This is a genomic window from Curtobacterium sp. LFS079, from assembly GCF_047977865.1.
In the GTDB taxonomy this organism is placed as follows: Bacteria; Actinomycetota; Actinomycetes; order Actinomycetales; family Micrococcaceae; genus Arthrobacter.
Window position 1 is genome coordinate 100,318 of record NZ_JBFPFO010000005.1, and the last position, 17,083, is coordinate 117,400.

Here is a 17,083-nt window from a genome sequence, read left to right on the forward strand (position 1 = left end):
CGATCCGATGGCTTTTGAAAGCGGACAGAGCCTCGCGGACGCCGTCCGCGAGGCAACGGCGGTGTTGAGCGACGCGGGCGTCCCCACCCCGCGCGTCGACGCCGAACTCCTTGCCGATCACCTCCTCGGCGTCGGCCTCGGCCGGCTGCGGGCCATGCTGCTGGGCGATTCCCCGGCACCGGAAGGCTACGGTGAACTGGTTGCCGAGCGGGCCAGCCGCGTCCCGCTCCAGCACATCACCGGCGTCGCGCATTTCCGCTACCTGACGCTCGCCGTCGGGCCCGGCGTCTTCATTCCGCGACCGGAGACCGAAACGGTCGTTCAGCTCGTTATCGACAGGCTTGCCGGAATGAACCGCCCGAAGGTGGTGGACCTAGGCACCGGGTCCGGCGCCATTGCCGCGTCGATCGCGCACGAGGTGCCGGGCGCTGAAGTCCACGCGGTCGAGTTCAGTGCCTTCGCCCACGCCTGGGCGGCAAAGAACCTGCACCCCTTGGGCGTCAAACTTGTCCACGGAGATTTGCGGGACGCGCTGCCTGAACACAACGGCAGCTTCGACGTGGTGGTTTCCAACCCGCCGTACATCCCGGCCGAGGCCATCCCGAACGAGCCCGAAGTGGCGCTGCACGATCCTCCGGAAGCCCTGTACGGCGGGGGAGCGGACGGCATGGAACTCCCGACGGCGGCGGCAGCCTCCGCGGCCCGCCTCCTGAAGCCGGGGGGCTACTTCGTCATGGAGCACGCCGAGGTGCAGGCCGGATGGATCGCCGACCACCTGCGGGCGGCAGGGTGCTGGACGGACGTCACCTCGCACGCGGACCTCAACGGCAAGCAGCGGGCAACCAGCGCGGTCCTGTCACCGGCCCGCCCGCGGGAGTGAAAGAATAGCGCAGTGACCACTAGCTACGACTGCACATCCGAGGAAGAACGCTCCGGCGGCATCGACCACGCCCAGCGCGCCATCAGCGAGAAGAAATGCATCGTCATGCCCACGGATACCGTGTATGGCATTGCCGCGGACGCATTTTCGCCGCAGGCCGTGACCATGCTGCTCGTATCCAAGGGCCGCAGCCGGCAGATGCCGCCGCCAGTGCTGATCCCGCGCCTCGGCGCCTTGGACGGACTCGCCACCGAGGTCTCCGACGAAGCGCGCAAACTGGCCGAAACCTTCTGGCCGGGCGGACTGACCCTGATCTTCCACGCCCAGCCGTCCCTTGACTGGGACCTCGGCGAAACCCGCGGCACAGTAGCCCTGCGCATGCCCGACGACGAGATCGCCCTCGAACTGCTCAACCGCACCGGCCCTCTGGCGGTGTCCTCCGCGAACCGCACCGGCCAGACCGCTGCCCGGACTGCGGCCGAAGCGCAGGAGCAGCTCGCCGAGTCCGTGGAGGTTTACCTCGAAGGCGGCCTGCGCCCTGTCGACGGGGAGGAGGGCGTGCCTTCCACGATCGTCGACGCAACTTCCGTGCCCCTGCGGGTGGTGCGGGAGGGAGCCATTTCCCTCGAACAACTCAGGCAACTGGTTCCGGGAGTCCTGGCCCTGGGTGAGGTTGCGCCGGAAGCCGAGGCGCCGGAGGCCGAGGACGTGCCGGTGCCTCAGGAAGGGCCGGAAGCCGAAAACGCGCCCCTGCCCCAGGAAGGGCCGGAGAATCCGCTGCCCGGCGGGTCCGCGGTCGGATGACCGCGGGAAGGACGCACGTGAGCCGGACGGATTCGGGAAAGATGGACCGTGTGGAATTGAGCAAGGACCGGGTCCCTTTCCTGGATGTGGACGTCACAGCCCTGCGGCTGGACGAACTCCTGGAGGTGGTCGAAGGCTTCCTGGCCGAAGGCGGCACCAGGCTCATCGTCGGCCACAACCTGCACAGCGTCACCCTCCTGCATTCGCATGCCGGATTCCGCGCGCTCTATGAGCGCAGCGACATCGTGCTCCTGGACGGCGCCCCCGTGGCCATGCTGTGGGGCAAGGCCCACGGCCGGAGCACGCGGCGCGCCGCCATGGCCTACCGCTTGGGTTCCACCGACTGGCTGCCCGCCCTTGGCCGGCTCCAGGGACTGGAGCGCATCGCCGTCGTCGGCGCCGGTGCCGAAGCCAACGCCATGGCGGTGGAGGTGCTGCGCACTGTCGTCCCCGGCGCAGAGGTCGCAGGCCTTCCCGGCGAGGCCTGGGATGAGGCCAAGGAAGAGGCAACCGTCGCGTGGCTGGGGGAGTTCCGGCCCCAACTGGTGCTGTTCGGGCTCGGCATGCCGCTGCAGGAATCGGTGCTGAGGCGCAGGCTGGATGAGCTGCCGCCGGCCGTCTATGCCGCCGTCGGTGGTGCAATCGAGCAGTTGGGCGGCGTCCAGAAACTTGCGCCGCGCTGGCTTGGACGGCTCGGCCTCGAATGGGCCTGGCGCCTGCTGCTGCACCCGGGACGGGTCGCCTACCGGGTGTTCGCCGAACCTTGGGTTCTTCTCGGCCTGCTGCTGCGCAAACGTCTCCTGCGCCGCTAGGGACCCGCTAGAACTTCTGCTGGTCCAGCGGGCCGAAGCCCTTGCCGCGCAGGCCGGCGGAGAAGGCCCGGAACCATTCCGCGAGTCCACGGAAATCGCCCCGCGGCAGGAAGTAGCCGAGGTAGCCGCCGACGTCGGCCACCAGGGACCTTACCCGGCGGTACCGGCGGATGAGGTAACCGCGGTTTCGGTAGTAGAAGTAGCGCTTGAACGCCCCTTCCGGGACGATCACGTGCCAGCGCGCGCCGAAAACGTGCTTTGTTTCAGAGAAGGCGTGCGGATGGCTGATCGACGCGGTCGCCACCGTCCCGAACCGGATGCCCGCCTTGCGCAGGCGGATCATGAAGTCCACCTCGTCGCCGCGGATGAACAGCCGGATGTCCGGCACGCCCACTTTGAAGAAGACATCAGAACGGATCAGGGCGCCGTTGAAGAAATGTCCGACGTCGGGCAGGAACCCGGCCTTTTCAACCTCGGCGCGGTCGTGGGTCACCTTGCCGTCGATCCGGAAAAAGAAGGACAACTTGTCCGGCTGGCCGGGCGCCAGCACCAGAGGCACTACCGCATCAAGCTTGCGGGACTCTGCTTCGCGCAGCAGGGTCTCAAGGCAAGCGGGATCGGTCGGTTCGGCGTCGTCGTCCATGATCCAGACCCATTCGGCACCGCTGGCCACGGCCTTGAGGATGGCCAGCGCGAAGCCGCCGGCACCGCCCAGGTTTGCCTCGGAGCGCACATAGTCGACTTTCGGGTGCTTCGCTGCCACGTCACCGGCAGGGACGGTGCCGCTGTCCACGAGGCAGATGGCCTGGACCGGGGAGGTCTGGTCCCGGATCGCGTCGAGCAGGACTGCCAGTTCACGGGGTCGGTCGAAGGTCACGGCGGCTACGGCAACCGGCACGGGCATGAAGGGATCCTTCCGGAGCGGCACAGGGTGCAACCGGCTCGCCCTAAGGGCGCGAGTGCCGGAGCGTGGCAGCTGTTGCCGCTAGTATCTTGGACAGAGTCCAACTGTAGTACAGCAATATCCGGCGGTGCGCAGGGCGTTGCGGGGACCTCCCGCAACGCGTCGCAAGGGCGCAAACCATCACCGTCTTCAGGAGCCGCCACGTGATCATGTACTCCCTCATGATGCTCACGGCTGCCGTTGTGGCGTACGTGACCACGTGGGGCGCACGGTTCCTGGCGAAGAAGTTGCGGCTGTTCGGGCCTATCCGCAGCCGCGACATGCACTCCGTGCCGATCTCCCGCCTGGGCGGGCTGGGCTTGTGCGCCGGCTTTGCCGTTGCCCTGGTGGTGGCCAGCAATTCCTTCTTCGTCAAGGACATTTTCCGCGGCAATTCGGCGCCCTGGGGGATCCTCGCCGGTGTACTGGTGATCGTCGCCGTCGGACTCGCAGACGACCTCCTGGACATCCGCTGGTGGATCAAGCTGATCGGACAGGCGCTGGCCGCGACCGTGGTGGCCGTGTGGGGCGTACGGATGACGCTGATTCCCTTCATCCCCGAGCCCATCCACATCACCTCGGAACCAGTAAGCATCGCCATCACGGCCCTGCTGATCGTCACCACCATGAACGCAGTCAACTTCATCGACGGCCTGGACGGGCTTGCGGCCGGAGTCGCCGCCATCGGGGGAGTGGCGTTCTTCCTGACCGCCTACTGGGTGCACCGCAACGCGGTGCTTCTGGACCGCTCCGACCTTGCTGCCCTGCTGATGGCCATCCTCGTGGGCTGCTGTATCGGCTTCCTGCCCCACAACTGGTTTCCAGCCCGGATCTTCATGGGGGATTCCGGCGCCATGCTGCTCGGCCTGGTAATGGCATCAGGCGGTGTTGTTTCGACGGGCCAGATCACGTCGGGGCTGTACGACCGCATCAACGGTATTCCCACCATCGTTCCGATCCTGCTGCCGTTTGCCGTGCTTTCCCTGCCGCTGCTGGACCTGGGCCTCGCCGTCGTCCGCCGTACCGCCCGCGGCCAGTCTCCGTGGTCCGCGGACCGCGGCCACCTGCACCACAAGTTGATCGAACTCGGCCACACCCACCGCACCGCCGTCCTGATGATGTACGTCTGGACCGCGATCCTCGCTTTCGGCGGCCTCGCCTTCGCGATCTTCCCCTGGCAGGTCGTCCTCTCCCTGGACATCGCGGCTGCACTCGTCATGGGCGTGGTGACGGCATGGCCGTACTTTGCCCGCCGGGGCGGCCGGCTTCAGCAATGACGCCGCGTTAACATCACAGTTCTATCTCATGTAGAATTCTTGTTGCGGGCAGTCACTCGCACGCGCACCCACCCTCTTTGAGACCTGGCATCCCCTGCCTCGACGATTGGCATCCCCATGACCTCCAACGCCGATGGACATCCGTCCACGCATTCCGGCGTTGCTGTTTCCGGAAGCTCGTTGTGGCTCAGGCTGCTGGTCCAGAGTGCGACGGCGGCCGTGCTGGCCCTCGCTGTCACTGCGCTGATAGCCGCCGTCATGAATGGCGGCCAGGGTGCCTTGTCCGTTGCCTTCGGGGGTGCGCTGGTGATCGTGTTCTTCGCGATCAGCCTCCTGATCGGCCATTTCGTCGGACGTAACAATCCCTCCGGCGCGGTCGGACTTTTCGTGGCCACTTACTTCGTCAAAGTCGTAGGCTTCGCCGTCGTCCTTTTCGTCCTGGGTGCTCCGGAGTGGCTGCACGGCCGTTGGTTCGTGATCGCTGCCATCGTCACCGTCGTCGTCTGGCAGGCGGCCGAAATCCGCGGATTCAGCAAGGCCCGGCTGCAAATCTACAATGATCCCTCTCCGAGCGAAGGGGACCAGCATGGCAAGGCCTGAACGTCATCCCGGGAAGTCCATTCCCGCCACCCCAGACTCCGGGAATTCCGCTGGCGGAGCCGAGGACGGAAGTGACGGCGGATACAACGCCGGCATGGCCGTCTTCAGCTACATCATCGGCGGGATCATTGTCTGGAGTTTGATAGGCTGGGGTCTGGATAATCTGTGGGGGACACGCTGGATTGTGCTCCTAGGCGCTCTGCTTGGAGCCGCAGGGGGATTCTATCTCTCCCATATGCATGGCCTCACCAGTCAAGGATCTTCTTCTGGCAAGAGCAAAGCAGACAGCGGTCCGTCCCAGGACGGGGCACAGTAATGCCAAATAATTTCACACGGGAAGTGGCCGCAGCCAACGCGGACCGATTCTCACCAAAGCCCAATGATGGACACTGCAGAGAGGAAACGCGTTGATCGCGCTTGCGCTCCCGGCCCAGGATTCAGGGACCTTTACCCCTCCCGGAATCGACGAAATGCACCTGCCGGCTATCCTGCCGTGGGGTGCGCACGAGGGATTCTCCAAGCAGATGCTGCTGGTCATCCTGTCGGTCGTCATTATCGCCACCTTTTTTATCCTCGCTGCACGGAAGCAGCAGCTGGTTCCCGGCAAGCTGCAGTTCGCAGGTGAGATGGCTTACGGCTTCGTCCGTAACAGCATCGCCAAGGACATTATTGGCGGCCGCGACTTCATGAAGTATGTCCCGCTGCTGTTCTCGTTGTTCTTCTTCATCCTGGTGAACAACATCTATGGCGCCATCCCGCTGATCCAGCTCCCGAGCTTCTCGCACGTCGGCGGCGCCTACGTGCTGGCAGTCATCGTGTACATCACCTGGATCGGCATCGGCATCAGGAAGAACGGCCTGCGCTACTTCAAGCTCGCCACCGTTCCCTCCGGTGTCCCGGTCTACATCCTTCCGATCGTTATTCCGATCGAGATCATCTCCAACTTCCTGGTCCGCCCGGTCACGCACAGCCTGCGTCTCTTCGCCACCATGCTGGCCGGCCACCTGATCGTCATGATTGCCGGCTCGGGCATCGAGTTCCTCGTCATGCAGGAGAACGTCCTCCTCAAGGGCACCTCTGTGCTGGTTCTTGCCGGCGCGATTGCGATGTACATGCTGGAAGCGCTGATCATGGCGCTGCAGGCGTACGTGTTCACACTGCTGACCGCGATCTACATCGAAGGCGCACTCCACGCCGACAGCCACTAGGCTCCTCAAACTTCCCCTCGCGGGGATGAAGCAACCCAAACAACCTGCCATACACATGGCATCTTGAAAGGAAGAAAAATGGAAGGCTCCATCAACGGCTCCCTCAACCTCATCGGCTACGGTCTCTCGGCCATCGGCGGTGGTATCGGTGTGGGTCTCGTGTTCGCTGCCTACATCAACGGTGTGGCTCGTCAGCCGGAAGCCCAGCGCGTCCTGCAGCCGATCGCGTTCCTCGGCCTTGCGCTGACTGAAGCCCTCGCCATCCTGGGCCTGGTCTTCGCTTTCGTTCTCAAGTAAACCTTCAGAACCAAGCGAACATTCAGAACCGAGTAGATAAGGACGGGTGAAATATGAATCAGCTGATCATCTCAGCCGCCGCTGAAGGCGCCGAGGCGGCTAACCCGCTCGTTCCCAATCCCTGGGAAATGGGCGTCGTCCTCGCCGGCTTTGCTGTCCTCTTTTTCATCGTGGTCAAGTTCGTTGTCCCGATGTTCGAGAAGACGTTCGCAGAGCGCGCCGAAGCGATCGAAGGCGGCATCGCCAAGGCTGAAAAGGCCCAGGCCGAAGCTTCTGCAGCGCTCGAAGAGTACAAGCAGCAGCTCACCGATGCCCGCGCTGAAGCCAACCGCATCCGCGAGGAAGCCCGCGCCGAGGGTGCGCAGATCCTCGCCGATCTGAAGGCCAAGGCCGCTGCCGAGTCCGCACGCATCACTGAGCAGGCTCACGCCCAGATCGAATCCGAGCGCCAGGCAGCTGTTGTTGCCCTGCGCTCCGAGGTGGGCACCCTGGCCACGACCCTGGCAGGCCGGATCGTGGGCGAGTCTCTCAACGATGACGAGCGTTCGGCACGCGTGGTGGACCGCTTCCTGGCAGATCTGGAGTCCCAGAACGCAGGTGCAGCTAAGTAATGGCAGGCGTATCGAGCGAATCGCTGACCACAGCGTTGGCAAAGCTGGAAGCCAAGCTTCCGCTGGCCTCGCTGCAGTTGGCTAGGGAACTCTTCGAAATCCTGGGAACGGTAGACAGCTCGGCTGGCTTGCGCCGCGCCCTGACTGACCCCTCCCGCAGTGGAGAAGAGAAGTCGGCGCTGGTCAAGCAGCTGTTTGGCGGGAAAGTCTCCGCTGATGCTGCGGAAATCATGTCCGGTCTGGCCAGCTCACGCTGGGCAGGCGCACGTGATATCGGCGATGCACTCGAGACTCTTGCCGCCACGGTGGTCATCGCCGTGGCTGAAAACAAGTCGGCCGTTTCTGCCTCCGGAATCACGGGGCTGGAAGAGCTGGAGGACGAACTGTTTGCTTTCAAGCAGGCCGTTGCTTCCAGCCACGATGTACAAGCTGCTCTGGCAGAGCCGCAGGCTTCCGCAGCAGCGAAGGTTGCTCTTGCCGGAAAACTGGTCCCGGGCGCCAGCGAGGAAGCCAAGCTCCTCATTGGCCAGGCGGTGTCCCAGCCGCGCGGCATCAGGGCGGTAAAGCTCGTCGAGAGCTTCGCGGCACTCGCCGCCAAGCGCCAGCAGCGCTGGATTGCGACTGTCAGCGTCACCCGTCCTCTGACCGAAACGCAAGCCAGCCGTCTGCAGGCCGGGCTCGATGCCCTTTACGGCCGCGATCTGAAGGTCAACGTCAATGTGGACCCGGCGTTGATCGGCGGAATCCGGGTGCAGGTGGGCGACGAAATGCTCGACGCTTCCGTCGTGGCGCGCCTGTCCGAACTCCGCCGGCAACTCGCCGGCTAGCCGGACAAGAACAACTAACTGATACAAACCCGGTCATCGTGAGCAACGATGATCACGAAAACAGGAGAGCAGGGACTGCAGATGGCCGAATTGACCATCAACGCCGACGACGTCCGTGATGCGTTGAACGAGTTCGCGGCGTCCTACGAACCCGGAAACGCAGAGCGCGTAGAGGTTGGTCGCGTGACCACCGCAAGTGACGGCATCGCCCGTGTTGAGGGTCTTCCCTCGGTCATGGCGAACGAGTTGCTTCGCTTCGAGGACGGTACCCTGGGCCTCGCCCAGAACCTCGACGTCCGCGAAATCGGTGTCATCATCCTCGGTGACTTCACCGGCATCGAAGAAGGCCAGGAAGTTCACCGCACCGGTGAGATCCTGTCTGTTCCGGTGGGCGACGCCTTCCTGGGCCGCGTTGTCGACCCGCTGGGCCAGCCGATCGATGACCTCGGCGAGATCAAGGCCGAGACCACCCGTGCTCTGGAACTCCAGGCACCGGGCGTCACCCAGCGCAAGTCGGTCCACGAACCGATGCAGACCGGCCTGAAGGCCATCGACGCGATGATCCCGATCGGCCGCGGCCAGCGTCAGCTGATCATCGGTGACCGCCAGACCGGCAAGACCGCCATCGCCGTGGACACCATTATCAACCAGAAGGCCAACTGGGCTTCGGGCGATGTCAAGAAGCAGGTCCGCTGCATCTACGTCGGTGTCGGCCAGAAGGCTTCCACCATCGCTGCTGTCCGCCAGACCCTCGAAGATCACGGCGCGCTGGAATACACCACCATCGTGGCTTCCCCGGCTTCCGACCCGGCCGGCTTCAAGTACCTGGCACCTTACGCCGGTTCCGCCATCGGCCAGCACTGGATGTACGCCGGCAAGCATGTCCTCATCATTTTTGACGACCTGTCCAAGCAGGCTGAAGCCTACCGTGCAGTGTCCCTGCTGCTGCGCCGTCCGCCGGGACGCGAAGCCTACCCCGGCGACGTCTTCTACTTGCACTCCCGCCTGTTGGAGCGTTGTGCCAAGCTCTCCGACGAGCTCGGTGCAGGTTCCATGACCGGCCTGCCGATCGTGGAAACTAAGGCGAACGACGTTTCCGCCTACATTCCGACCAACGTGATCTCCATCACGGATGGGCAGATCTTCCTCCAGTCGGACCTCTTCAACGCCAACCAGCGCCCCGCTGTTGACGTCGGCGTGTCCGTCTCCCGCGTGGGTGGCTCGGCACAGGTCAAGTCCATGAAGAAGGTCTCCGGTACCTTGAAGCTGGACCTGGCCCAGTACCGCGACATGCAGGCCTTTGCCATGTTCGCCTCCGACCTGGATGCCGCGTCGCGCCAGCAGCTCACCCGTGGCGCCCGCCTGATGGAACTGCTGAAGCAGGGCCAGTACTCGCCGTTCCCGGTCGAGGACCAGGTCGTGTCCATCTGGGCTGGTACCAACGGCTACCTGGACGACGTTCCGGTTGAGGACATCAACCGCTTCGAGTCCGAGTACCTGGAGCACCTCAAGCACAAGTCCTCCATCCTGACCACGCTGGCGCAGACCAACGTCCTGGATGACGACACTGTCGAAGCGCTGAAGACCTCGATCATCGAGTTCAAGAAGGGCTTCTTCGGCGAGGGCGACAACCGTCTGGTTGGCGCCGGTCACGAAGAGCACGAAGCGATCTCCGGCGGCGAAGTCGACCAGGAAAAGATCGTCAAGCAGAAGCGCTGACCCTTCGGCGTACCGGCTCTGCCCGACGGCGGAAGGCAACTTCCGCCGTCGGGCACAGACGGATCAATCAACCGAAGGTCTAGGAAAGGATAAGTATGGGAGCCCAGATCCGGGTCTACCGCCAGAAGATCAGCTCGACGACGTCGATGCGCAAGATCTTCAAGGCGATGGAGCTGATCGCTACCTCGCGCATCGGTAAGGCCCGCGCCCGCGTTGCAGCTTCGCTGCCGTATGCCAATGCGATTACCCGTGCCGTTTCTGCTGTCGCGAGCCAGAACGAAATCGACCACCCGCTCGTCACCGAGCCGGAGCAGATCCGCCGCGCCGCCGTCCTGGTCATCACCTCTGACCGGGGCCTGGCCGGTTCCTACTCCGCCAGCGTGCTCAAGCAGGCCGAAGGTCTCAATGAACTGCTCCGTGCTGAGGGCAAGGAAGTCAAGACCTACGTCCTTGGCCGCAAGGCCCAGGCGTACTTCGATTTCCGCAGCCGCCCCTACGCCCGTGTTTGGACCGGTGGAACGGACGCTCCGGAGTTCGGGACGGCCCAGGAAATCGGTGCCGCCCTGCTCGAAGAGTTCGCCACCGACTACGCGGAAGGCGGCGTGGACGAAATCCATGTCGTCTACACCCGCTTCAAGTCGATGGTGACGCAGGAACCCACCGTGGTCCGCCTTCTTCCGCTGGAAGTCGAAGAGCAGGCGGTCACCGAGTCGGAACTGCTGCCGCTGTACGAGTTCGAGCCGGAGGCCGAGCAGGTCCTTGATGCCCTGCTGCCGCGCTACATCGAGGCACGCATCTTCGCGGCAATGCTGCAGGCCGCGGCGTCCGAGCTCGCCGCCCGCCAGCGTGCGATGAAGTCCGCCGGTGACAACGCGACCGAGCTGATCAAGAAGTACACGCGACTGCGCAACACGGCCCGCCAAGCCGAGATCACGCAGGAACTGTCCGAGATCGTGGCCGGCGCCGACGCCCTCAGCGCGTAGTTGCCGGTGCACGGCCCGGCGCCAGCCGCAGCTGCACCAAACAGATAAACTTAACCCCACGCCATCTACTGAATGAAGTGAGAGAGATGACTGCCACCGCTACCGAGCACGTAGCCGCAACGGCCGGCGCCACCGGCCGCATTGCCCGTGTCATTGGCCCGGTTGTCGACGTCGAATTCCCGGCCGACGCAATCCCGTCCATCTACAACGCGCTCACCACCGAGGTAACCCTCAACGGCGAGACCAAGACCATCACGTTCGAGACCTCCCAGCACCTGGGTGACAACCTCGTCCGCGCCATCTCCCTGCAGGCCACCGACGGCTTGGTCCGTGGTACCGCCGTGCAGGATTCGGGTGCCCCGATCTCCGTGCCCGTGGGCGACGGCGTCAAGGGCCACATCTTCAACGTCCTGGGCAAGCCGCTCGACGTCGACGAGTCCGAGATCAAGGCTGACGCCTACTGGCCGATCCACCGCAAGGCTCCGAGCTTCGCTTCCCTCGAAGGCTCCACGGAGATGCTGGAAACCGGCATCAAGGTCATCGACCTCCTGACCCCCTACATCAAGGGTGGAAAGATCGGTCTGTTCGGTGGTGCCGGCGTCGGCAAGACCGTTCTGATCCAGGAAATGATCACCCGTGTTGCCCGCAACTTCGGTGGTACCTCCGTGTTCGCCGGTGTCGGCGAGCGTACCCGTGAGGGCAACGACCTCTGGGTCGAAATGGAAGAGGCCGGCGTCCTGAAGGACACCGCCCTTGTGTTCGGCCAGATGGACGAGCCGCCGGGAACGCGCCTGCGTGTGGCACTGTCCGCCCTGACCATGGCGGAGTACTTCCGCGATGTGCAGAACCAGGACGTGCTGCTCTTCATCGACAACATCTTCCGCTTCACCCAGGCCGGTTCCGAGGTTTCGACCCTGCTGGGCCGCATGCCTTCCGCCGTGGGTTACCAGCCGAACCTCGCCGACGAGATGGGCCTCCTCCAGGAGCGCATCACCTCGACCAAGGGCCACTCCATCACCTCGATGCAGGCCATCTACGTCCCGGCTGACGACTACACCGACCCGGCTCCGGCGACCACCTTCGCCCACCTGGACGCCACCACGGAACTTTCCCGTGAAATCGCCTCCCGTGGCCTGTACCCGGCCGTGGATCCGCTGACCTCCACCTCGCGTATCCTCGACCCTCAGTACATCGGCAAGGACCACTACGACACCGCAGTGCGCGTGAAGCAGATCCTGCAGAAGAACAAGGAACTCCAGGACATCATCGCCATCCTCGGTGTCGACGAACTGTCCGAAGAAGACAAGATCGTCGTGGCACGTGCCCGCCGCATCCAGCAGTTCCTCTCCCAGAACACCTACACTGCCAAGCAGTTCACCGGTGTCGAGGGCTCCACCGTGTCCATCAAGGACACCATCGAGGGCTTCCAGGCTATCTGCAACGGCGACGTCGACCACATCGCGGAGCAGGCGTTCTTCAACGTCGGCGCCATGGATGACGTCGAGCGCCAGTGGGCCAAGATCCAGGAACAGACCAAGTAGCATGGCTGAGCTCGAGGTTGAGATTGTAGCGGCGGATCACTTTGTGTGGTCCGGCGCGGCCAAGATGGTCAAGGCCCGCACCAGCGATGGTGAAATCGGAATCCTGCCGGGCCACTCGCCGCTGCTCGCCATCCTGGCCGAGGGCGAGCTGGCAATCGAGCCGGTCTCCGGGGACCGCATCGCGGTAGCGGTCGACGGCGGATTCTTCTCCGTCGACAACAACCGGGTGGTCATTGTTGCTGACAACGCCCAGCTGGGCGAAGCAGCTACTGCGGGGATCCGCTAGCCCGACCTTGATGGACGATTCTGTTTTTCCGTTCATCATCCTGGCAAGTGCCCTTGGCCTGCTTGTTTTGACACTGTGCCTCGTGGGGGTGCGCCGCTTCAACCTGCGGCGCGCCCTCGGCACGGTGGACGCCTCCATCTGCATGGCTGGAAACAGCTGGCGGATGGGGGTTTGTCGTTATCAGGACTCTGAGCTGGAGTGGTTCAGCCTGCTGTCGTTGAGCTTCCGCCCGCGGCACAGCTTCAAGCGCAGTTCCTTGGAACTGCTCGGCCGGCGGAAGCCCAGCGAAGTGGAACTGACCAAGCTGCAGCCCGACGTCGTGGTGGTTGAACTGCAGCACGAAGGAGAGTCTTTCATGCTGGCCATGCGCTTCGAAGCCTATGCGGGGCTGTCCTCCTGGCTGGAGGCCGGTCCGGTGATCGGAGTCGGAACCTGGCGCTGATTCCAGGAAGCTTAAACAGAAAGACCCGGGCGGGCTGCCCGGGTCTTTCTGTATGTGTGGCTCTGCTCAGAGAGCGGTGACGCCGGTGGCCTGCGGGCCCTTGGCGCCCTGGCCGATTTCGAACTGAACACGCTGGTTCTCGTCGAGGGTGCGGAAACCGGAAGTCTGGATCTCCGAGTAGTGGACGAAGACGTCGCCTTCAGCGTCGTCCGGGGTGATGAAGCCGAAGCCCTTTTCAGCGTTGAACCACTTGACAGTGCCCAGTGCCATTATTTGTTTCTCCTCATTGTGGAACTGCTTTATTAAGTCCGGCACACCGCGTGCCGCGCTTAGTCACTCCGCGAGAAGACCTGAATTCCGCCCTGGCATTGCCTGGCTTGTATTGCAGGAGCTTCAAGCTCGCAACAAGTCTTGCGAGCATGAATCACACCTACACAAAGACTGCTACAACACTTTCATGGCCATTAGTGCAGGTCAACGGTCTGCCGGGGAATTCCGGAAAAATTTGAGTAAAAAGAAGGTAACGGCATTCGCGATAAATAAGGTAATAGGCCGGGCCTTTGTGCCGGCGGCCTAAAGCCAGTTCCCTTGGCGCAGGACCGCGGCCAACTCAAGGTCTGCGTCCACCACCACCAGATCGGCCCTCAGGCCCCGCCGGATGCCTCCCAGTTCATCCGAAAGGCCAAGCACCCCGGCCGGCACCGCGGTGGCCGAGAAGACGGCGTCTGCCAGCCCGACGCCGGCCGCCACAGTCCGGCGCACGACGTCGAGCATTGTGGCAGTGCCGCCGGCAATGGAACCGGTGGCGTCCAGCGTTGCGACGCCGCCACTGACCGTTACAGGGGAGGGGCCCAGCATGTAGTTGCCGTCGGACAGCCCGGCGGCCGCCATCGAGTCGGTGACCAGCAGGATGTTGGCGGCGCCGACGAGTTGGAAGACCGTGGCCACGGTGGCCGGATCCAGGTGCGTGCCGTCGGCAATCAGTTCCACGACCGCCTTGCCTGCCTGCGCGGCGCGCAGGCAGGCCGCCACGGGGCCGGGGGAACGGTGGTGCAGGGGAGGCATGCCGTTGAACAGGTGGGTGACCGTGGGACGTGAGCTGACGCCGTCGAACCCTGCCGACTCAAGGCCCTCCCGGGCGGCGGCGAGGGACGCGGCGGCTGTGGCGTCGTCGCAGTCCGTGTGGCCGAGCGACGGCGTCACGCCGTGCGAGGTCATCAGGTCTACCAAAGCGGCGGCCCCTGGCAGCTCCGGCGCGTAGGTCATGGTGGCCAGCTTGCCGCCGGCTGCTTCGATGAGCTCGACCATGAGCCCGAGGTCCGGCTCCAGGAGGTAATCCGGGTTCTGGGCGCCGCAGCGGGCGTGTGAAAGGAAAGGCCCCTCGAGGTGGATGCCCGCCAGCAGCCCTTCATCCGCCAGCCGTACATAGAGTCCGATGCCGCGAAGCAGGTCCTCGCGTGAGGCGGTGACCATGCTCGCCAGGAGGGTGGTGGTGCCGGAGCGGTGCAGGAACTCGATTGCCTTGCGTGCGGATTCCTCGTCGCCCCCCGGGAAGTCGCCGCCGCTTCCGCCGTGACAGTGCACGTCGACGAAACCGGGCAGGATGTAGCGCCCCTCCGGCAGCGTTGCAGGCGCCGTTCCGGTGAAGCCTTCGAAGGCATTTTCGTCGAAGTCCCCGACCGGTCCGGCGAAGACGATGCGGTCGCCGTCGACCGCCACCAGTCCGTCCTCGAGCAGGCCCCCGTCGCTGACGATGGTTCCGCTGATGAGGTGGCGGGTTGGCGTGGGCACGGCCGAAGGCAGGCTCGGGTCTGTCATGCCTTGATTCTATTGGGCGGAGACGCTCAGCAGAATGATTCCTGATGATTGAAACTGAAATATTTCAATCAGTGGTGATCAGAAGAGTCGGGACTCGCTGTCGTCAACGCCGCGCATCGCGTCGTAATCGAGCGTCACGCAGTCGATGCCGCGGTCGTTCGCGAGGACCTTGGCCTGCGGCTTGATTTGCTGGGCGGCGAAAATGCCGCGCACCGGCGCCAGCAGGGGGTCGCGGTTCAGCAGCTCGAGGTAGCGGGTGAGCTGCTCGACGCCGTCGATGTCACCGCGCCGCTTGAGCTCGACGGCGACCGTGCCCCCGTCGGCGTCGCGCGCCAGGATGTCCACCGGGCCGATCGCGGTGAAGTATTCACGGCGGATCAGCGAATAGCCGGTGCCCAGGGTTTCGATCTGTTCGGCGAGCAGGCGCTGGAGGTCCGCCTCCACGCCGTCCTTGATCAGGCCCGGGTCGGTGCCCAGCTCGTGGGAGGTGTCGTGGACCTGCTCATAGATGTTGATGATGAGGCGGTCGTCGGTCTTGGCCGACTGCACGGTCCATTGTTCGACCACGCCTTCTTCCACCTCGGTCTCCTCCGGGGTGGTGACGCGCAGGGTGGCAGGCGGGCTCATCCAGTTCAGGGGCTTGTAGGAACCGCCGTCCGAATGGACCAGCACGGAACCGTCGGCTTTCACCAGGAGGAGCCGGGTGGCCAAGGGCAGGTGGGCCTTGAGTCGGCCGACGTAATCAACTGAGCAGCGGGCTATGACGAGTCGCACCCGCTCAACTTTACTGCCTGTGACGGGGTGCCGCCCGGCCGGGGGCCCTGCGGCAGAATGGAGTCATGCCCCGATCCAACCGACCCCGCCGCACGGGCTCCGCGAATTCGAAGTGGACCCGCGATGCCGAAACCCCCGAACTGGACCTCGAGCGGGCACGGGCCGGGATTGCGCGCCGGGAGGACGCTCCCGACGGCGAATGGATCGTCCGCACCATGACCGCAAGGAACGCCGAGAAGAACTACGTGTGCCCCGGTTGCTCGCTGGCGATCCTGCCGGGAACGGCCCACCTGGTGGTGTGGTCGGCCAGCCATCTGCTGGGCGATGCCGCCGGCCTGGCGGAGCGGCGGCATTGGCACAACAAGTGCTGGACGGGGCGCACCTACCGCTACCGCTGAGGCTTGGTGCCGCCCCGTACGGGCCCCGGGGATACCCTTGGAAGCATGACTTTCGACCCCGCCTCCTTCGTGTTCACCCAGCCCGAGGCTCCCGTGGCCATCCGCGCGTCCACAGTGCTGCCTGCCCGGCGCGAAAACATCGAAATCGAGACCGAAGACGGCAAGGTCCTGGTGGGCGAGTTGGCGCTTCCGGAATCAGGTGAAATCACCGCCACCCTGATCACCCTCCATCCGCTGCCCACCCACGGCGGCTTCATGGACTCGCACGTCTACCGGAAGGCTTCCTACCGCCTTCCGGCGCTGGCCGGCGTCGCGGTGCTCCGCTTCAACACCCGCGGCACGCACTCGCCGCGGGGCACCAGCCAGGGCAGCTTCGAAGAGGGCATCGGCGAACGGTACGACGTCGAGGCCGCGGTGCGCTTCGCCGTCGAACGCGGCCTGCCGAACCGCTGGCTGGTGGGCTGGTCCTTCGGCACGGAACTGGCGCTCATGTATGGCGCGGTCGACCCCGTGGCCTCACAGGTGGAGGGGGCCATCCTGCTCTCCCCGCCCCTGCATCGCGCAACGGATGTCCACCTGAAGGAATGGGCGTCCTCGGGCAAGCCCCTGACCGTGCTGGTTCCGGAACATGACGACTTCCTGCAGCCCGCGGAGGCCGCGGAGCGCTTCAGCCTCGTGCCGCAGGCGCGTCTGCTGGGGATCGACGGCGCCAAGCATCTGTGGGTGGGCGAAAAGTACGCCGCGCGGGTGCTGGACGAGATTGTCGACGACGTCACCGAGGCCGGCGCAGGTCCCGGCGGACTGCCCCGCGAGTGGGCGGGTCCGTTCGCGACCGCGGCCTAGCGGCCGGCGCCCTCGCCGGG

General features: G+C 64.7%; 21 protein-coding genes. 17 read left to right on the forward strand and 4 right to left on the reverse strand.

Going from position 1 to position 17,083, the window contains the following annotated elements; all coding sequences use genetic code 11:
- Nucleotides 1-7 precede the first annotated feature (7 nt).
- Genes prmC through ACNQPB_RS10545 form a run of 3 tightly spaced genes read left to right on the forward strand, consistent with a single transcriptional unit; the run spans nt 8 to nt 2,496 of the window.
- Nucleotides 8-880 (forward strand): peptide chain release factor N(5)-glutamine methyltransferase, encoded by an 873-nt coding sequence (gene prmC / locus ACNQPB_RS10535; RefSeq protein WP_498751457.1) that lies wholly within the window; start codon nt 8-10, stop codon nt 878-880.
- Between the two features lie 12 nt (nt 881-892).
- A complete protein-coding gene (locus ACNQPB_RS10540) occupies nt 893-1,684 on the forward strand; it encodes an L-threonylcarbamoyladenylate synthase (protein ID WP_498751458.1) in 792 nt (263 codons plus the stop codon).
- A gap of 41 nt (nt 1,685-1,725) precedes the next feature.
- Nucleotides 1,726-2,496 (forward strand): WecB/TagA/CpsF family glycosyltransferase, encoded by a 771-nt coding sequence (locus ACNQPB_RS10545; protein WP_498751787.1) that lies wholly within the window; start codon nt 1,726-1,728, stop codon nt 2,494-2,496.
- A gap of 7 nt (nt 2,497-2,503) precedes the next feature.
- Here ACNQPB_RS10545 and ACNQPB_RS10550 read toward each other — a convergent pair whose 3' ends face one another.
- A complete protein-coding gene (locus tag ACNQPB_RS10550) occupies nt 2,504-3,400 on the reverse strand; it encodes a glycosyltransferase (RefSeq protein WP_498751460.1) in 897 nt (298 codons plus the stop codon).
- 203 nt (nt 3,401-3,603) lie between these two features.
- Here ACNQPB_RS10550 and ACNQPB_RS10555 point away from each other — a divergent pair, with 203 nt between their 5' ends.
- The 12 genes from ACNQPB_RS10555 to ACNQPB_RS10610 all read left to right on the forward strand — a co-directional run bounded on the left by ACNQPB_RS10555 (nt 3,604) and on the right by ACNQPB_RS10610 (nt 13,230).
- On the forward strand, nt 3,604-4,716 hold the full coding sequence (locus ACNQPB_RS10555; RefSeq protein WP_498751462.1) for an MraY family glycosyltransferase: 1,113 nt from the start codon (nt 3,604-3,606) through the stop codon (nt 4,714-4,716).
- Nucleotides 4,717-4,833: 117 nt separating this feature from the next.
- Complete coding sequence (locus ACNQPB_RS10560) at nt 4,834-5,316, forward strand: Cg1360 family ATP-synthase-associated protein (RefSeq protein WP_498751463.1); 483 nt, start codon at nt 4,834-4,836, stop codon at nt 5,314-5,316.
- The gene (locus ACNQPB_RS10565; protein WP_498751465.1) at nt 5,303-5,632 is read left to right on the forward strand and encodes a hypothetical protein; all 330 of its coding nucleotides are present in this window, start codon (nt 5,303-5,305) and stop codon (nt 5,630-5,632) included. The genes ACNQPB_RS10560 and ACNQPB_RS10565 overlap by 14 nt, the downstream gene beginning before the upstream one ends.
- Nucleotides 5,633-5,723: 91 nt before the next feature.
- Nucleotides 5,724-6,524, forward strand: coding sequence for a F0F1 ATP synthase subunit A (gene atpB / locus ACNQPB_RS10570; RefSeq protein WP_498751467.1), 801 nt, complete (start codon nt 5,724-5,726; stop codon nt 6,522-6,524).
- 78 nt (nt 6,525-6,602) lie between these two features.
- Nucleotides 6,603-6,821: an ATP synthase F0 subunit C gene (gene atpE / locus ACNQPB_RS10575; RefSeq protein ID WP_003804776.1), complete on the forward strand. Its 219-nt coding sequence runs from the start codon at nt 6,603-6,605 to the stop codon at nt 6,819-6,821.
- Between the two features lie 53 nt (nt 6,822-6,874).
- Nucleotides 6,875-7,432 carry a F0F1 ATP synthase subunit B gene (locus tag ACNQPB_RS10580; protein ID WP_498751469.1) on the forward strand — a complete coding sequence of 186 codons (558 nt, stop codon included), beginning with the start codon at nt 6,875-6,877 and terminating at the stop codon, nt 7,430-7,432.
- Nucleotides 7,432-8,259, forward strand: a complete 828-nt coding sequence (locus ACNQPB_RS10585) for a F0F1 ATP synthase subunit delta (protein WP_498751471.1) — start codon at nt 7,432-7,434, stop codon at nt 8,257-8,259. Before ACNQPB_RS10580 ends, ACNQPB_RS10585 begins: the two co-directional genes overlap by 1 nt.
- An 81-nt stretch (nt 8,260-8,340) precedes the next feature.
- Complete coding sequence (atpA, locus tag ACNQPB_RS10590; RefSeq protein WP_498751789.1) at nt 8,341-9,978, forward strand: F0F1 ATP synthase subunit alpha; 1,638 nt, start codon at nt 8,341-8,343, stop codon at nt 9,976-9,978.
- A gap of 95 nt (nt 9,979-10,073) precedes the next feature.
- On the forward strand, nt 10,074-10,961 hold the full coding sequence (locus tag ACNQPB_RS10595; RefSeq protein WP_498751473.1) for a F0F1 ATP synthase subunit gamma: 888 nt from the start codon (nt 10,074-10,076) through the stop codon (nt 10,959-10,961).
- 86 nt (nt 10,962-11,047) lie between these two features.
- Nucleotides 11,048-12,502: a F0F1 ATP synthase subunit beta gene (gene atpD / locus ACNQPB_RS10600; RefSeq protein ID WP_498751475.1), complete on the forward strand. Its 1,455-nt coding sequence runs from the start codon at nt 11,048-11,050 to the stop codon at nt 12,500-12,502.
- A 1-nt stretch (nt 12,503) separates the two neighbouring features.
- Nucleotides 12,504-12,788: a F0F1 ATP synthase subunit epsilon gene (locus tag ACNQPB_RS10605; RefSeq protein WP_115789323.1), complete on the forward strand. Its 285-nt coding sequence runs from the start codon at nt 12,504-12,506 to the stop codon at nt 12,786-12,788.
- 10 nt (nt 12,789-12,798) lie between these two features.
- Nucleotides 12,799-13,230 (forward strand): DUF2550 domain-containing protein, encoded by a 432-nt coding sequence (locus ACNQPB_RS10610; protein ID WP_498751476.1) that lies wholly within the window; start codon nt 12,799-12,801, stop codon nt 13,228-13,230.
- Between the two features lie 66 nt (nt 13,231-13,296).
- Here the strand turns inward: ACNQPB_RS10610 and ACNQPB_RS10615 are convergent, their stop codons facing one another.
- From ACNQPB_RS10615 to nucS, 3 genes are all read right to left on the reverse strand, one after another.
- Nucleotides 13,297-13,500, reverse strand: coding sequence for a cold-shock protein (locus tag ACNQPB_RS10615; protein ID WP_074589900.1), 204 nt, complete (start codon nt 13,498-13,500; stop codon nt 13,297-13,299).
- A 303-nt stretch (nt 13,501-13,803) separates the two neighbouring features.
- Nucleotides 13,804-15,048 (reverse strand): N-acetylglucosamine-6-phosphate deacetylase, encoded by a 1,245-nt coding sequence (nagA, locus tag ACNQPB_RS10620; protein WP_498751477.1) that lies wholly within the window; start codon nt 15,046-15,048, stop codon nt 13,804-13,806.
- Between the two features lie 78 nt (nt 15,049-15,126).
- Entirely contained in the window at nt 15,127-15,822 is a 696-nt protein-coding gene (nucS, locus tag ACNQPB_RS10625; RefSeq protein ID WP_498751478.1) for an endonuclease NucS, read from the reverse strand.
- A gap of 65 nt (nt 15,823-15,887) precedes the next feature.
- Here nucS and ACNQPB_RS10630 point away from each other — a divergent pair, with 65 nt between their 5' ends.
- Together ACNQPB_RS10630 and ACNQPB_RS10635 are read left to right on the forward strand one after the other, a co-directional pair.
- Nucleotides 15,888-16,220 carry an Rv1322 family protein gene (locus ACNQPB_RS10630; RefSeq protein ID WP_498751479.1) on the forward strand — a complete coding sequence of 111 codons (333 nt, stop codon included), beginning with the start codon at nt 15,888-15,890 and terminating at the stop codon, nt 16,218-16,220.
- Nucleotides 16,221-16,265: 45 nt separating this feature from the next.
- Nucleotides 16,266-17,063: an alpha/beta hydrolase gene (locus ACNQPB_RS10635; RefSeq protein ID WP_498751481.1), complete on the forward strand. Its 798-nt coding sequence runs from the start codon at nt 16,266-16,268 to the stop codon at nt 17,061-17,063.
- Nucleotides 17,064-17,083 lie beyond the last annotated feature (20 nt).

Excerpts from the sequence above, each read along its gene's own strand:
- ACNQPB_RS10595 (WP_498751473.1), top strand. The coding sequence starts at position 10,074 with ATGGGAGCCCAGATCCGGGTCTACCGCCAGAAGATCAGCTCGACGACG.
- atpA (WP_498751789.1), top strand. The coding sequence starts at position 8,341 with ATGGCCGAATTGACCATCAACGCCGACGACGTCCGTGATGCGTTGAAC.
- ACNQPB_RS10615 (WP_074589900.1), bottom strand. The coding sequence starts at position 13,500 with ATGGCACTGGGCACTGTCAAGTGGTTCAACGCTGAAAAGGGCTTCGGC.
- atpE (WP_003804776.1), top strand. The coding sequence starts at position 6,603 with ATGGAAGGCTCCATCAACGGCTCCCTCAACCTCATCGGCTACGGTCTC.
- prmC (WP_498751457.1), top strand. The coding sequence starts at position 8 with ATGGCTTTTGAAAGCGGACAGAGCCTCGCGGACGCCGTCCGCGAGGCA.
- ACNQPB_RS10560 (WP_498751463.1), top strand. The coding sequence starts at position 4,834 with ATGACCTCCAACGCCGATGGACATCCGTCCACGCATTCCGGCGTTGCT.
- atpD (WP_498751475.1), top strand. The coding sequence starts at position 11,048 with ATGACTGCCACCGCTACCGAGCACGTAGCCGCAACGGCCGGCGCCACC.
- ACNQPB_RS10630 (WP_498751479.1), top strand. The coding sequence starts at position 15,888 with ATGCCCCGATCCAACCGACCCCGCCGCACGGGCTCCGCGAATTCGAAG.
- ACNQPB_RS10585 (WP_498751471.1), top strand. The coding sequence starts at position 7,432 with ATGGCAGGCGTATCGAGCGAATCGCTGACCACAGCGTTGGCAAAGCTG.
- ACNQPB_RS10580 (WP_498751469.1), top strand. The coding sequence starts at position 6,875 with ATGAATCAGCTGATCATCTCAGCCGCCGCTGAAGGCGCCGAGGCGGCT.
- ACNQPB_RS10565 (WP_498751465.1), top strand. The coding sequence starts at position 5,303 with ATGGCAAGGCCTGAACGTCATCCCGGGAAGTCCATTCCCGCCACCCCA.
- ACNQPB_RS10610 (WP_498751476.1), top strand. The coding sequence starts at position 12,799 with ATGGACGATTCTGTTTTTCCGTTCATCATCCTGGCAAGTGCCCTTGGC.
- ACNQPB_RS10605 (WP_115789323.1), top strand. The coding sequence starts at position 12,504 with ATGGCTGAGCTCGAGGTTGAGATTGTAGCGGCGGATCACTTTGTGTGG.
- nagA (WP_498751477.1), bottom strand. The coding sequence starts at position 15,048 with ATGACAGACCCGAGCCTGCCTTCGGCCGTGCCCACGCCAACCCGCCAC.
- ACNQPB_RS10545 (WP_498751787.1), top strand. The coding sequence starts at position 1,726 with ATGGACCGTGTGGAATTGAGCAAGGACCGGGTCCCTTTCCTGGATGTG.
- ACNQPB_RS10635 (WP_498751481.1), top strand. The coding sequence starts at position 16,266 with ATGACTTTCGACCCCGCCTCCTTCGTGTTCACCCAGCCCGAGGCTCCC.
- ACNQPB_RS10550 (WP_498751460.1), bottom strand. The coding sequence starts at position 3,400 with ATGCCCGTGCCGGTTGCCGTAGCCGCCGTGACCTTCGACCGACCCCGT.